17 protein-coding genes and 1 pseudogene are annotated in these 13680 nt (G+C 57.4%); 10 read left to right on the plus strand and 8 right to left on the minus strand.

The genetic code is table 11. The features are described from left to right. Positions 1-232, minus strand: a 232-nt coding sequence (locus tag H621_RS28205) for a helix-turn-helix domain-containing protein (RefSeq protein ID WP_167332132.1), incomplete at its 3' end; no start/stop codon positions are given. A gap of 934 nt (positions 233-1166) precedes the next feature. On the opposite strand from H621_RS28205, the gene H621_RS0119270 reads away from it, so the two are divergent. Then, positions 1167-1481, plus strand: a complete 315-nt coding sequence (locus tag H621_RS0119270; RefSeq protein WP_028944955.1) for a DUF7693 family protein — start codon at positions 1167-1169, stop codon at positions 1479-1481. Between the two features lie 119 nt (positions 1482-1600). On the opposite strand, the gene H621_RS0119275 is transcribed toward H621_RS0119270, so the two are convergent. From H621_RS0119275 to H621_RS0119305, 6 genes are all read right to left on the minus strand, one after another. Further along, positions 1601-1819, minus strand: coding sequence for an MbcA/ParS/Xre antitoxin family protein (locus H621_RS0119275; RefSeq protein WP_028944956.1), 219 nt, complete (start codon positions 1817-1819; stop codon positions 1601-1603). Between the two features lie 132 nt (positions 1820-1951). Further along, positions 1952-2644 (minus strand): ImmA/IrrE family metallo-endopeptidase, encoded by a 693-nt coding sequence (locus H621_RS0119285; RefSeq protein ID WP_028944957.1) that lies wholly within the window; start codon positions 2642-2644, stop codon positions 1952-1954. A 55-nt stretch (positions 2645-2699) separates the two neighbouring features. Further along, the gene (locus H621_RS0119290) at positions 2700-3386 is read right to left on the minus strand and encodes a protein kinase domain-containing protein (RefSeq protein ID WP_028944958.1); all 687 of its coding nucleotides are present in this window, start codon (positions 3384-3386) and stop codon (positions 2700-2702) included. A 165-nt stretch (positions 3387-3551) separates the two neighbouring features. Beyond that, positions 3552-4082 (minus strand): hypothetical protein, encoded by a 531-nt coding sequence (locus H621_RS29015; protein WP_245219101.1) that lies wholly within the window; start codon positions 4080-4082, stop codon positions 3552-3554. A gap of 351 nt (positions 4083-4433) precedes the next feature. Next, positions 4434-5525, minus strand: a complete 1092-nt coding sequence (locus H621_RS27320) for a flavin-containing monooxygenase (protein WP_051270627.1) — start codon at positions 5523-5525, stop codon at positions 4434-4436. Between the two features lie 41 nt (positions 5526-5566). Continuing rightward, positions 5567-5905 carry an ArsR/SmtB family transcription factor gene (locus H621_RS0119305; RefSeq protein ID WP_028944959.1) on the minus strand — a complete coding sequence of 113 codons (339 nt, stop codon included), beginning with the start codon at positions 5903-5905 and terminating at the stop codon, positions 5567-5569. A 115-nt stretch (positions 5906-6020) separates the two neighbouring features. Between H621_RS0119305 and H621_RS0119310 the strand changes: the two genes are divergently transcribed. Genes H621_RS0119310 through arsJ form a run of 8 tightly spaced genes read left to right on the plus strand, consistent with a single transcriptional unit; the run spans position 6021 to position 11884 of the window. Beyond that, a complete protein-coding gene (locus H621_RS0119310; RefSeq protein WP_028944960.1) occupies positions 6021-6434 on the plus strand; it encodes an arsenate reductase ArsC in 414 nt (137 codons plus the stop codon). Positions 6435-6442: 8 nt separating this feature from the next. Beyond that, positions 6443-6799, plus strand: a complete 357-nt coding sequence (locus tag H621_RS0119315) for a metalloregulator ArsR/SmtB family transcription factor (RefSeq protein ID WP_028944961.1) — start codon at positions 6443-6445, stop codon at positions 6797-6799. 19 nt (positions 6800-6818) lie between these two features. Continuing rightward, positions 6819-7289, plus strand: a complete 471-nt coding sequence (locus H621_RS0119320; RefSeq protein WP_028944962.1) for an arsenate reductase ArsC — start codon at positions 6819-6821, stop codon at positions 7287-7289. Positions 7290-7307: 18 nt separating this feature from the next. Then, positions 7308-8369, plus strand: a complete 1062-nt coding sequence (gene arsB, locus H621_RS0119325) for an ACR3 family arsenite efflux transporter (protein ID WP_028944963.1) — start codon at positions 7308-7310, stop codon at positions 8367-8369. 4 nt (positions 8370-8373) lie between these two features. Further along, entirely contained in the window at positions 8374-9090 is a 717-nt protein-coding gene (arsH, locus tag H621_RS0119330; RefSeq protein ID WP_028944964.1) for an arsenical resistance protein ArsH, read from the plus strand. Positions 9091-9101: 11 nt separating this feature from the next. Then, on the plus strand, positions 9102-9605 hold the full coding sequence (locus H621_RS0119335; RefSeq protein WP_028944965.1) for a cyclin-dependent kinase inhibitor 3 family protein: 504 nt from the start codon (positions 9102-9104) through the stop codon (positions 9603-9605). A gap of 32 nt (positions 9606-9637) precedes the next feature. Next, positions 9638-10642 carry an ArsJ-associated glyceraldehyde-3-phosphate dehydrogenase gene (locus tag H621_RS0119340; RefSeq protein ID WP_028944966.1) on the plus strand — a complete coding sequence of 335 codons (1005 nt, stop codon included), beginning with the start codon at positions 9638-9640 and terminating at the stop codon, positions 10640-10642. A 9-nt stretch (positions 10643-10651) separates the two neighbouring features. Continuing rightward, positions 10652-11884: an organoarsenical effux MFS transporter ArsJ gene (gene arsJ / locus H621_RS0119345; RefSeq protein WP_028944967.1), complete on the plus strand. Its 1233-nt coding sequence runs from the start codon at positions 10652-10654 to the stop codon at positions 11882-11884. Positions 11885-11909: 25 nt separating this feature from the next. On the opposite strand, the gene H621_RS0119350 is transcribed toward arsJ, so the two are convergent. Beyond that, positions 11910-12986, minus strand: a complete 1077-nt coding sequence (locus H621_RS0119350; RefSeq protein WP_028944968.1) for an ArsO family NAD(P)H-dependent flavin-containing monooxygenase — start codon at positions 12984-12986, stop codon at positions 11910-11912. Between the two features lie 157 nt (positions 12987-13143). Between H621_RS0119350 and H621_RS29020 the strand changes: the two are divergent. Next, positions 13144-13376 (plus strand): annotated as a pseudogene (locus H621_RS29020) (IS3 family transposase); the annotation flags it as partial. Positions 13377-13680: the final 304 nt, after the last annotated feature.

Genomic DNA, 13680 nt, shown 5'->3' on the forward strand with positions numbered 1-13680 from the left:
TGAGCAGAACAATCGCAGGGATCCAGTGTGGCCGAGCGGTATGTACGCGCTGACGCAGGAAGGCCTCGAAAGGCGCAAGCTTGCCCACGCGCTCCGCGCGCGGGCCGTAGACCACGGGCTGGCGCTGGGCTTGTAGTTTGAGGTGGCGCCGAATGGTATTGCGTGAGCAGCCCATCTGCCGAGCAATAGCTCGAATAGACAAACCCTGACGAACAAGAACACTGATTTCCACGTGTTGCTCCTTGGACAGCATGGGCAGCTCGCAAAAGCTGCATTTTGCCCAAGTGGGTCAGTTTTCAACCGGTAGGGTGGGTCAGTTTTGCATCGGTACTGACAACTGTCCGCACGGATTCTTTCATAAGGAGCGGCTCTTGTTGGGCTGATGGGGAGCCTCCATCCTACGCCCACATGCCTACAACTGGTAGCAGAGGGCACCCAGGCCCAGCCTGGCAGGGCTAGTCGACCATTGGCGACGGTTGCGTTGCGCTAATCTGCAGCATCCTGTCGTTCCGAAGAGCTCATGGTGGACTGCTTCGGGTCGGCAGCGTTCTGAGCCGCACGATTTAGCGCCAACTGCTCTTGCATCCACTGCCCGGCCAACTTGAATTCTTGCATCATGTCGATGAACTCTTTTTCAGTCAGAGCTCTGGGAATATCTGCCCTCAAAGTGCCCCTCCAAGCAGCGAACCGGTTGGGAGCAGAATACGTGATTTTCAGACCGGCATCGCGTCCGCTGCGGGACATCGCCTTGGTAGAGTCGGCGGAAAAATAAGCTATTGCTTAGATTTTCTAGCCAGCCGAGACATAAACCGCAAAAACTAAGGTAAACCTTAGATTTTAGATCCCGATCCTATGCAGTGGGTTGCCCAACAGAATCGACGTTTGCTCGCTCGTGGGGAGCCCTTCAAGACCGCAGTTGGAGTCCAGGGCCCAATCGATGACCGCGGTTCTACCCGCATCGTTATCACCAACGAAAGCAGTCACCCATTCGTTGAACTGGATTTTCAACGCATGACCGCGTTGGCCGAACTGGCGGAAGTTTCGATTTTCAACGCCGAAAGATGGCCGCGTAACCCGCCCAAGTCGTCAAGTTTCATTTACCATGCTGTCGACCCAGGCTAGGTACGAGCAGGCCTAAAGCCCCAAAACACAGAGGTACCTTTCGTTTGGCAGCAAAACCACTAACACCCCGGGAGGCCTATCAAATCCTGCGCGACATTGCCCTAGGGGTTCGAACCATACGGCGCATTGGCCAGCAGTCGTGGGTTGAGATCTACTGTGGCTTGATGACCATTGAGAGCGATGGCTGGGTGCTCACGTTCTATAACGACTGCGACGCGCTGGACTACTGTGACAGCTGTTACAGCCCAGACGGCCGCGCCTACGTTTTCGATTCGATGCAGTCGTACAGCACCGATCCTATTGAGCTTATGAGTACCTGGGAGCGCGCGCAGTTGGAAAAGATGCTGAGCGATGCCTAGGCAGCCACAGCACAATTAGCTGGGATCTACGTGGGCTATTAAAGCGCTCGCCATGAGCGTCATCCCTAAGGGCAACTGGCCCGACATCTGATGTAGCTAAAGGTGCCACCCACGGCGAGTCACGCCCCAAACCCATGCTCAAAGCGTTTGGCAAAATCGATAACCGTGTCAGTTTCAATTCTGGTTGTGATCATGCTGGCAGGCGCCTTTCCGCCAAACGCTCGGCACGGACATGTCATCCAGCGCTGCGCTGCTTCAGGGTCGCCCTTATAAAGGCGTTGTGCTGCGTCGAGCACTTCAAGATAACGGGCTTGGTGGTCAGGTGGCATGGTAGTCATGCGTAAAATCCTTCCGCGCTTCACGTAGTTAGGAGCACACCCCCTTCAGCTTACACCCGGCCAGGAGTTTCAAGAACGTGATTCGAATGCCCTGGATGATCTGAAACCCCAAGCCTTGGGCAACGGGGCGTCCTAGGGCCACCGCACCAAGTCCAGCTCTTTGATACGGATGGCCATGGCCGAATCCGAGACGCCGAATTGCTGGGCCAATGACACCAGGTTTTGGTTGTTGAACCGGGTGCACCGCGCCAGCGCCAGCTCGCGCTCACCAGAATCTTTCGACGCGTAAAGCAGCCGATCAGGATTGATGGGATCGAGGTGATACGCGATCACGTCGCTGAAGCGCAATTGCCCCTTGCAGCAGAACATGAACTCGAACCGTTCCCTCACCAGTTTTTGAGGCATAAGGAAGCAGGCGGCGAAGCGATCGGCTTGTCGCTCTGCAGGTGCACGTGGTGCCTGCATAGGACTGCCGTCAAAAGCGCGGTCGCGGTGCATGACAGTGTCTACGTGGAGCACAAGATGGCCGACCTCATGCGCGCCGGTGAAGAGCTGGACTTTGTCACCAAACTCAGTCGCGACGGCGATCTTGTTCGATTGACGATCAATCAGGCCTGCGATGCGAGTGCCGGTGTTGTGTCGGTTGAACTGGGTATCTCCCAGGGTGGGATGCTCATGATAGTCGTAGCCACAAACCATGGCAGCGACCCGGGGGCTGCGCATCATCATCGGCGGAATATCTTGATCCGGCCACAGGTACCGGCGATCACGGTAAATCTGCATGAGCAGGTCAGTCGCTGCTTTCTCGATATGCGCTTCATTCATGGCAAAACACCAGATATAGGCTCTCAAGCACAATCTAGCCCAATATGTAGTGCTTTCAATATCTGGCTAACCCAACATATAGGTTTTGCCGATGACCGGTAGATACCCATAAGGTTTTCGCGAGGGAAAACACGTCTGCTGGTCTGCCGTCGGCCTGTATCGCGTCGTTAAGCATCTCTGGAGCGATGAAGTAAATCGGGCCAATACGCTCGTTAGGTTGAGTTTTCCCTTGCTTACCCTCAAAGCTCACCAGGCCAAAATCACCCACTGTCCATCGTTCTTCGTAGAAAAAGAGGTTGTCAGGCTTGATGTCACGATGGGAAAACCCGCGCCCATGCATCGTTTCAAGCACCTGTGCAATATCGTGGATCGCCTGGACGACGTCATGAAGAAAGGGCGACTTCCCAAGCTGTTTTGACAAAGGCTTAGCGAGCCCCATCACAAACCACGGTCTCTGTTTGAGATCTATGCCCGTGTCAGTGTCAAGTACAGGGATGACACCTGGGATGTCCGCACATTGTCTAAGCGCGAACACTTCATCGCGAAAACGGTCTATCCGTTTTTTGACATGCGTCTTGTGACGGCTGTTGACGTCAATTCTGAGTTCTTTGAGGGCGCCGTTCCGCCCTTCCTTTTTTGCGAGAAAGACGTCACCGTTGCCACCATCTCCGAGGGTTTTGCTGGTGTTGTACGACCAACCACTCACCACCTTCAGCTTGCTCTTTGCGGACATCTCACCCATTCGGGAGTCTCCAATACAGCTTAAAAGTCAGACCTTGACTTGTGCCTCATGTAGGGCTTAACGCGACTTGAAAAGTGCTACTGAGCACGCGATGATCATCACCAACACGGTCGCCTAGATCGCTATGTAGGTTGGCTGCTGCTAGGGAAAAGCGCAACAGGCTGGCTATGACGCGCCAGCCTGACCTGCTAGTTCCAGAATCGACCACCCTGCAGCTTCCAGACCAGCCCTCCGCTTTTCTCCCGTCGCCCCTTCGCCCATGCTGCTTTTGCGGACAGCCAGGCACAGCATTTGAGATGGTCGAGTCATCCCCACATACATCAGCATCATGTCCTTCTTGGCGCTGTCCGGTGGTCGCTTGGCCGCTGCCTTTTGACATTCGAGCCATGGCATAAGCTTCTGAATAAAGTGGGTCTTCCGGAAGGTCTCCAGGATCAGCGTGGCCGCGTGAGTTTTGCCCTTTTCCGAATGGATGGATGACATACGAATGTCGACGCCATCGGTACCATCCTGGAACCGGTAGGTGTTGATCAGTGAGCCACCACTTTCGCTGGCCTCATTGACAACTGGGGCTGTCTCCCAAGCAAGATACTGGTGACCCTCCAGATCTACAGTCACGCGTTCGGCATCATGAAGCGCGGTTGCCACCAGCAGCACTCTCGGAGCAATGATCGTGAGCCAGTCCTGTTCGCTCATTTCAGCCGGCCCGAATAGGATCAACTGAAGGCACTCTCGATACTGTGCGAATGCATGCGGCTTCGCGGTAAGCCTCTCCTCCACTGCAGCGTGGTGTCGACCTCTCAGTTGCATCAGGCTGCCCGGGAACGCCAATGTGCCAAGGTTTATCAGGCAAGAAGCCAACAACTCAACCGCGGAAGCAGCTGTGGCTTCTCTCATCGCGGTACGCCTGGCAACGTGTGCGCCTTCCGCGAATGTGCGAGGCTTGAACGATGTCTTCGTCGTGTCAGACCGGTAGGATGGCCAGTAATGCTCCAGGGCTTTCGGGTAGGCAAGACCTCTGCACCTGCTCCTTCGCCCTGCCCAAATTCAAACCTGGCGGGGCGAAGCTGACGGGTGAGGCAAACGCCATCCATTCAGGTGTTCAAGGAGTCTGGGCATCAGGTAAGCCGCATCGGCCCCTACCCCCCGTAGTGTCGCCGAGGCGAAATTCCTTTGCTTAGGTAGACCTACGAAGTACAAGCCAGGCACCTGATTTGCCACGCCGTTTCTCTGTAGCACACGCCCTTGCTCGTCAGCGACTGGGAGCTGTGCCAGAAACTCCAGGTTTGGTTGGAAGCCCGTCGCAAAGATCAGCGCATCGACCTGGGTCGTGCTTCTGTCCGGCCAGACAACAGCATCGGGGAGGACTTGCTGGAACATGGCCCTGCGCCGGAATCGACCGGAGTTGAGAGCCTTCCGGTACTTACCAGTATCGAGCACGGGCGTGCTCTGGTCACTCAACCATCGTGTCTGCTCCAGCTTGGTGAATTTCAGCCAGGTATGAAAATCGAGCCCGAGGATTCGCTGCGGGAAGAAACGGATTTTCTCGCGGGTAGCCAGCACTACCTCAGCGACGCCTGCAAGCTCATAGGCGATCTGGACAGCTGAGTTCGCAGATCCAACCACTACAACACGCTGGCCAACAAAGGGCTTTGGCGTTCGATAAGCCGAGCTGTGCAGGCAAGTCCCTGAAAAGCCCTCCAACCCAGGAATACTGGGCGTAAACGGACGGCTAAATCCTCCCGATGCTACGACCACAGAACGTGCGGTGAAGATTGTTCCGGAGTCGTAGTGAACCTCAAACACCGTTCCCTTCTGCGCTACGCCCACCACTCGGGTACCTCCCTGAAAAGGAAGTCGAAACTCGGTAGCGTAGGCTTCCAGATACTGCACCACCTCGCCTCGTAGCGGATAGCTCTTGGGGTCACCAGGAAACGGCAGCCCTGGCAACGCCGAGTATTCCGCCGGCGAGAACAACTGCAGGCTGTCGTAGTAGTTACGCCAGTTTCCGCCTGGGCGTGCCTGCTCATCGATGATGAGAAAATCCAAGCCGTGTTGCTGCAAGTGCCAACCAAGCGCCAAACCTGCTTGGCCTCCCCCAATGACAACCACATCCAAAGTACGACTCGATTCATTCATACGTGCACACTCATGCATATATTAAGAGAAAAAAAGCCAAACTACGGGCAGCACAGCGAAACCAGACCCTTGGTTCGCTGGAGGAGGATCTCCAAACGCTCGACGATCGCCCCGCCATTCACTTCGTAGAAAACCTGTCTGCCCACTTTAGTGGCCTTCACGATGTGAGCGTCGTGCAGTAGCTGTAAGTGCCTTGAGATCACAGAGCGCTCCTGCGGCAAAGCTTTGGCGATTTCGCCGACATCCGCCCTCCCTAACTGAAGCACGCGCTTGAACACCGCGACCCTAGAGGGTTCGCAGAGAGCTTTGAAGAAGGCTTCATCCAGCGACTCGATGGCAGCATCGATAGCTTGGGCGCGGAGATTATCGGTAGTCGTCATGAGAGCAATATATGTGCATGAAGACGCACATGTAAAGCCATCCATCATCACAAGCTTGCGATACATTCGGAAAAGCGTATATTCGTAAAACCATATACACGCAGAGTATCTAGTGATGACTGGCAAGGTCCGCGTCCTGTTTGTTTGCACCGCCAACGCTGCTCGCTCCCAGCTCGCCGAAGCATTGCTCCGACACACAGACCCTGTGCGCTTCGAGGCTTTCAGCGCAGGTACTCAGCCTGGCGAAGTCGACCCGCGAACCTATGCCGCCCTTGAGCACCTCGCCATCGACTCCAGCGCCCTGCGTAGCAAATCCATCGACGAGTTCGCCGGTGAACACTTCGACTACGTCATTACCCTATGTGACAAGGTCGCCCAGGAATGCCAAGCGCTTCCGGCTTTTGGCGAGCAGCTGGTATGGAGCTTCGAAGACCCTGTCACCAGCGACAAACACGACGCCTTCCGCCACACGCTCCACGAGATTCATGAGCGCATCAAGATGTTCGTCCTCGTGAAAACCAAACACTGAGAACCGCTATGACTGACTCGCTGACCCCAACCAAGGTTTTCAAATGTCTCGCCGACGAGACCCGCATTCGGATGATGTTGCTGATCGCTCGCGAGGAAGAGCTCTGCGTCTGTGAATTGACCTGTGCGCTGGAAGAAAGCCAGCCCAAGGTTTCCCGCCACCTAGCGCAATTGCGCACGTGTGACCTGCTGGAAGACCGCCGCCAGGGTCAATGGGTTTACTACCGGCTACATCCCGAGCTGCCCGCCTGGGTACGCGAGGTCCTGGCAACGACGCTGGAGGCCAATCGCGAATGGCTGAGTACCAGCTCCAAACGACTGGACACCATGGGTGACCGCCCACAGCGCGTCGCCTCCTGCTGCTGATCACTGCCGAGAAAAGCCGATGAAAGTTCTGTTCCTCTGCACCGCCAATAGCTGCCGCAGCATCCTGTCTGAAGCCGTGTTCAACCACCTGGCCCCGACCGGTATGAAGGCCTTCAGCGCCGGCAGCCAGCCCAAGGGCGAGGTGCATCCATTGTCCATCGCCGCGTTGCAGCGCGCCGGTATTTCCACCGATGGTCTCAGCAGCAAGTCCAGTGATTCACACGCCGAGCTTGCCCCGGACTTTGTCATCACCGTCTGCGACAAGGCCGCTGGCGAAGCATGCCCCGTGTTCTTCGGGCCGGCAGTAAAAGCTCATTGGGGACTTTCCGATCCGTCGGACCTGCCAGGTAGCGCCGCCGAGCTGGATGAGGCTTTCGACGCCACGCTTGAACACATCAAGCGCCGCATTACGGCATTTCTCGCATTGCCTTTCGAACAACTGGATGCCGCCCAGCTCAAGGCCGAGCTGGCACGCATCGGAACGCTCTGACGTTAAGGGAGATTCACCATGAGCAAGAGCCGCCTTTCATTCCTCGATCGCTACCTAACGGTCTGGATCTTTTTGGCCATGGGCCTTGGCATTGGCCTCGGCAGTCTCTTCCAGGGATTGCCAGCATGGCTGAACAGTCTGTCGGTGGGCACAACGAACATTCCCATCGCCATTGGGCTGATCGTCATGATGTACCCGCCATTGGCGAAGGTGAAATACGAGGAATTGCCACAAGTCTTCAAGGACAAGCGCATCCTCACCCTGTCGCTGATTCAGAACTGGGTGATTGGACCGGTGCTGATGTTCGGGCTGGCTGTCGTATTCCTCTCCGACAAGCCTGAGTACATGACCGGCCTGATCCTCATCGGCTTGGCACGTTGCATCGCCATGGTGCTGGTGTGGAACCAGATCGCGGGCGGCAATAACCAGTACGTTGCGGGCTTGGTCGCCTTCAACAGCATCTTCCAAATTCTGTTCTTCAGCGTGTATGCCTGGATTTTCCTGGGCCTTCTGCCGCCGCTGTTCGGCCTGGAAGGTAGCATCATCGAAACCAGCTTCATCGAAATTGCCCAATCGGTACTGATCTATCTGGGTATCCCATTCCTGGCAGGATTCCTGACCCGCAAGATCCTGATCAGCCGTAAGGGCTCCGAGTGGTACGAGGAGCGCTTCATTCCGAAGATCAGCCCGCTGACGCTCGTGGCGTTGCTGCTGACCATCGTCGCAATGTTCAGCCTGAAAGGCGACATGGTGCTTCAACTGCCTCTGGATGTGCTGCGCATTGCCATCCCATTAACCATCTACTTCGTGGTGATGTTCTTCATCAGCTTCTGGATGGGCAAGCTGCTGGAGGCCGACTACCCACGTACCACCGCGCTGGCCTTTACCGCCGCAAGTAACAACTTCGAACTGGCCATTGCCGTGGCCATCGCCACTTTCGGCCTCGCCTCGCCGGTAGCCTTTGCCACCGTCATCGGGCCTTTGGTGGAAGTACCGGTACTGATCTCCTTGGTCGGCGTTGCCTTGTGGCTCAAGCGTCGCTGGTTCGATCAGCCATCTGGTGCCTTGTCCCAGGAGTGAAATCATGACCGAACACCATATCCCCAACATCGACAGTGATCTGATCGATCTGCCGTCTTCCGAAAAGCTGGCTATCGAGCAGCAGTCCACTCATAAACCGCGCATCCTGCTGCTGTATGGATCGACCCGAGAACGCTCTTTCAGCCGCCTTCTGACCGAGGAAGCAGCCCGCCTGCTGGAGCACTTCGGTGCCGAGACGCGGATCTTCAATCCGTCGGGCCTGCCGCTGCCGGATGACGTACCCGACGACCACCCCATGGTCAAAGAGCTGCGCGACCTGGTGCTCTGGTCGGAAGGCATGGTCTGGTGTTCACCAGAACGCCACGGTGCGATGACCGGCGTGTTCAAGTCGCAGATCGACTGGATTCCGCTGAGCATGGGTGCAGTGCGGCCGACGCAGGGCAAAACCCTCGCGGTGATGCAGGTCTGCGGTGGCTCGCAGTCGTTCAACGTGGTCAACCAACTGCGCGTGCTTGGCCGCTGGATGCGCATGTTCACCATCCCTAACCAGTCGTCAGTGCCGAAGGCCTATCTGGAGTTCGACGAGACGGGCCGCATGAAGCCTTCTGCGTACTACGACCGTGTCGTCGACGTAATGGAGGAGCTGGTGAAATTCACCCTGCTTCTACGTGATCGCGCCGACTATATGGTCGATCGCTACTCCGAACGCAAAGAGACGGCTGAAGAACTATCGAAGCGCGTCAATCAACGCTCCATCTGAGGCTTTTGAGCATGCAACTGCACCCGTATTCCGTGCTGACTACTCCACAGTTGATCGGCCAACTGATCTTCACCCCGTGCCCTGGTACCAAGGACACGTCGGTCTCCCAGGCTCTAGCGACACTGCGCGATGCCGGTGCGAGCGCACTGGTAACCCTGATGCCGGATGAAGAGCTGCTGCAGAACGAGGTCGATCTACTGCCAGAGGAATGCCTGCTGTTGGGCCTCGAATGGTTCCACCTGCCGGTGGAGGATGATCAGGCTCCCGGCGAGCCCTTTGCTGCCGCCTGGGAAACCCATCGGGAGCGCCTAAAAGAGCTGGTGATGGCTGGCAAATCGATCGCTATTCACTGCAAGGGTGGCTCGGGCCGTACCGGCTTGTTCGCAGCCCGCCTGATGATCGAGTGCGGCATCCCTGTGCACGAGGCCATCGCTCAGGTTCAGGCCCTGCGCCCGCGAGCGATTCAAAACCCTGCACACGTCAGCTACATCAATCAGTTCACCAATACCCTCTGACCGCTCGCGAACCGCGACTCGAGAACAAGAACATGGCAATCAAAGTAGGCATCAATGGGTTTGGACGTATCGGTCGCTTGGCGCTGCGCGCGTCCTGGGACTGGCCGGAATTCGAATTCGTACAGATCAATGACCCGGCCGGGGACGCTGAGACCCACGCCCACCTGATCAACTTCGACTCGATCCACGGACGCTGGCACTGCGAAGCAGGTGCAGAAGGCGACTCGGTGGTGATCGATGGCAAACGCATCAAGGTCACAGCGAACAAGACCATCGCCGACACCGACTGGTCGGGCTGCGACCTGGTCATCGAAGCCAGCGGCAAGATGAAGTCGGTAGCCGTGCTCCAGACCTACCTGGATCAGGGCGTCAAACGCGTGGTGGTCTGTGCCCCGGTGAAGGAAAAAGGCGCGCTGAACGTGGTGATGGGCGTAAACCAGCACCTGTTCGACCCGGCCCAGCACCGCATTGTCACCGCCGCCTCCTGCACCACTAACTGCCTGGCTCCGGTGGTCAAAGTGATTCACGAGAACCTGGGCATCCGCCACGGCTCTATCACCACCATCCATGACCTGACCAATACCCAGAGCATCCTTGATACACCGCACAAGGACCTGCGCCGCGCCCGTGCCTCGGGCATGAGCCTGATCCCCACCACCACCGGTTCGGCTACAGCGATCGCCGAGATCTTCCCCGAACTGCGCGGCAAGCTGAATGGTCACGCCGTGCGCGTACCGCTGGCCAACGCCTCGCTGACCGACTGCGTGTTCGAGGTGGCCCGTGAAACCACGGCTGAAGAGGTCAACTCGCTGCTGAAGGCGGCTGCCGAAGGCCCGCTGAAGGACATCCTGGGCTACGAAGAACGCCCGCTGGTGTCCATCGACTACCGCACCGATCCGCGGTCTTCGATCATCGATGCGCTGTCGACCCTGGTGGTCAACGGCACCCAGGTGAAGATCTACGCCTGGTACGACAACGAGTGGGGCTACGCCAATCGTGCAGCGGAGCTGGCACGACTGGTCGGTACGGCGGAGTAAACGACGATCATGAAGGCGTTGTCAGCCCTGTCTACGGAAGTGCGTCAGTACCTGCTGGTTACCGGCAACTACTGGGCCTTCACCCTCACCGACGGCGCATTGCGCATGTTGGTGGTGCTGCACTTTCATTCGCTGGGCTATACGCCGCTGCAGATCGCGGCATTATTCCTGTTCTACGAAGTGTTCGGCGTGATCACCAATCTGGTGGGCGGCTACCTCGGTGCCCGCCTGGGGCTAAACCGCACCATGAACATCGGCCTGGGCATGCAGGTCCTAGCCTTGCTGATGCTTACGGTGCCAGCGGCCTGGCTGACGGTACCTTGGGTGATGGCCGCCCAGGCTCTGTCCGGTATCGCCAAAGACCTCAACAAGATGAGTGCCAAGAGTTCCATTAAACTCTTAGTACCGGATAGCCAGCAAGGCACCCTCTACAAATGGGTGGCGATCCTCACAGGCTCGAAAAACGCGCTCAAAGGCGTGGGATTCTTCCTCGGCGGTGCACTGCTCGCGCTGCTCGGCTTCTCCATGGCGGTGCTGGCCATGGCGGCGGCGCTGGCATTGATCTGGATAGGCAGCTTGATGCTGCTGAAAAAAGACCTGGGCAAGGCCAAAGCCAAACCGAAATTCCGCGACATGCTGTCCAAGAGCCGGGCGATCAACATCCTCTCGGCCGCACGACTGTTTCTCTTTGGCGCTCGCGACGTCTGGTTTGTCGTAGCGCTGCCGGTCTACCTGAGCACCGTATTTGACTGGGACTTCTGGATGGTCGGCGGCTTTCTTGCCGCCTGGATCATCGGTTACGGCATCGTGCAGTCGTTTGCACCCAACATCACCGGCAAGAAGCGTGGTCATGTGCCGGACGGCCGGGCGGCCTTCATCTGGGCCATCGCGCTGGCCGGGCTGCCAGCACTCATTGCTCTGGGGCTGAGCGCAGGTTGGTCAGCTCAAGTGGTGCTACTTGGTGGGCTGATGCTGTTCGGCGTGCTTTTCGCCGTAAACTCATCGCTGCACAGCTACCTGATCGTCAGTTATGCCAAGGAGGATGGGGTATCACTGGACGTCGGCTTCTACTACATGTCTAACGCTCTGGGACGGCTGGTCGGCACGCTACTTTCCGGCTGGGTGTTCCAAGCTTATGGCCTGGAAGCCTGCCTGTGGGTATCAAGCGTATTTGTACTGGCTGCCGCACTCATCTCAATCGCCTTGCCCAGGCACGGCGAGACTCCACAGCAGCCAAGCTGACCAGCGACCATCAGGCGGGGGGCTCTCATGCCTCCGCCTTTACCAGTAACTGCTCGATTTCAGCGACTGTACTGCGGGCTGTACGGGTAACCCCAATCAAAGTCGCCGACGCCGATCCCGTCCATTCGCCATAGCCCACCAGCCACAGCCTGGGTTCGTTCACAGCGTGAGTCCCCTCCATCGCCACGCGCACTTCCTCGGTAACTACCCCAAGGCTGGCCAGGTGCCCCAACGCCGGTTTGAATCCGGTGCACCAGATCACCGCATCGACTGCCGTCTCCGAACCATCGGCCCAGACCACTCCATCAGGCGTAAAGCGCACAAAGGGACGCACTGCGTGCAGTACGTCCCGTTCACGCGCCTCGACCACAGGCGGCACCATCACGACATCACCCAACCCTCCGACAGGCTGATCAACGACTCGCCCTTCCATCTGGGCTCTCCAGCGTTCCGTGGCTCTCTCGAACAGCACACGGCCGTCTACATCGTCAGGCAGGAAAAGGGGATCGCTTGGCGTCACCCAGGTCGCGTCCGCCACTTTGGACACTTCTGCCAGAATCTGTGCCCCAGAGTTGCCGCCTCCGACAACCAGTACATGCTTCCCCGAGAAGGTCTGAGGCTCAACATAGTGGGCGGAATGCAGCTGTTGGCCACGGAACAATTCAGCACCGGGGTACGCAGGAATGTTGGGGTTGCTCCAGGTTCCCGTGGCACTGACAACGGCTTTGGCATCCCAATGCCCCTGCTCCGAATGCACACGCAATGCGCCGGCGACGCGCTCGACAGAGGTAACCCGCACGGGCCGTTCGATGGGGAACTGATAACGCGCTTCATACTGGGTCAGGTAATCAATGACATGCTCGCGAGAGGGATAGCCATCCTGTACCGACGGCATCATCCAGCCGGGAATGGAACTCCAAGTGGCCGGAGAGAACAATCGCAGGGACTCCCAGCCATGACGCCAGGCCCCTCCGCCCCCCTGCTCGGCATCAAGAATAATGAACGAGAGCTCGGTGCGACGTAAGAAATACGCTGTAGCCAGGGCCGCTTGCCCACCGCCGATGACGACCACATCCCACAAGTGCTCTGCATGAGCTTTCATCTGGACGCTCCTACGAATCAGTTATGGGAGTCTATCTTTCCATGAACCTGAGGGGGTGACATAGAGCAGGATCTTGTTACTTCTCCCATGGTGTGCGGACGCAAAGATGGCGACGCGAGTGCCCTGGCGGTGGCTCAAGTTGGAAAAGCGTCAGGGGTATGTGCAGCGTGGCCCGCCTCAGAATGTACTGTCTCACAGTGACCAAGGAAGCCAATACGGCAGCCGAAGTTTCCGTCAGCGGCTGTGGTGTTATCGCTTCAAGCTGCGCAGCAGGATATCGGCAAGTATTTGATGCAGCACTAAAACTAACAACGGCCACATCAGTTCAACGGCAGGCTGGCGCCCGCCGTGATCGAGAAAAAACTGAATTCAGTGTCCGAGATTAGTTGAACACTACAGGGGATACCCTCGGCAAGACTCGAAATTGCGAAACCTGCCGGTAGACATCAGCGTCACACCATGCCGGCAAACGAGGCAATGCCGCTCTTGGATGGCCTTGCCCGAGAGGCTCGTAACCTCCCCCACCACATCCTCAATCAGCTCCGAGAGAATTGCGTTGCGAGGCCTGAACATAAAAAATGCGTTAATTACTCAACTAAGGAAACTCCGAACAAGTTACTCATCATCCGGAAATGGACGGCTTGGGAACGCCGAAAAGCCCGATTTTCAGACGCTGATTATTGGATAACCAAGG

The organism is Pseudomonas vranovensis DSM 16006 (assembly GCF_000425805.1).
Taxonomy (GTDB): Bacteria; Pseudomonadota; Gammaproteobacteria; order Pseudomonadales; family Pseudomonadaceae; genus Aquipseudomonas; species Aquipseudomonas vranovensis.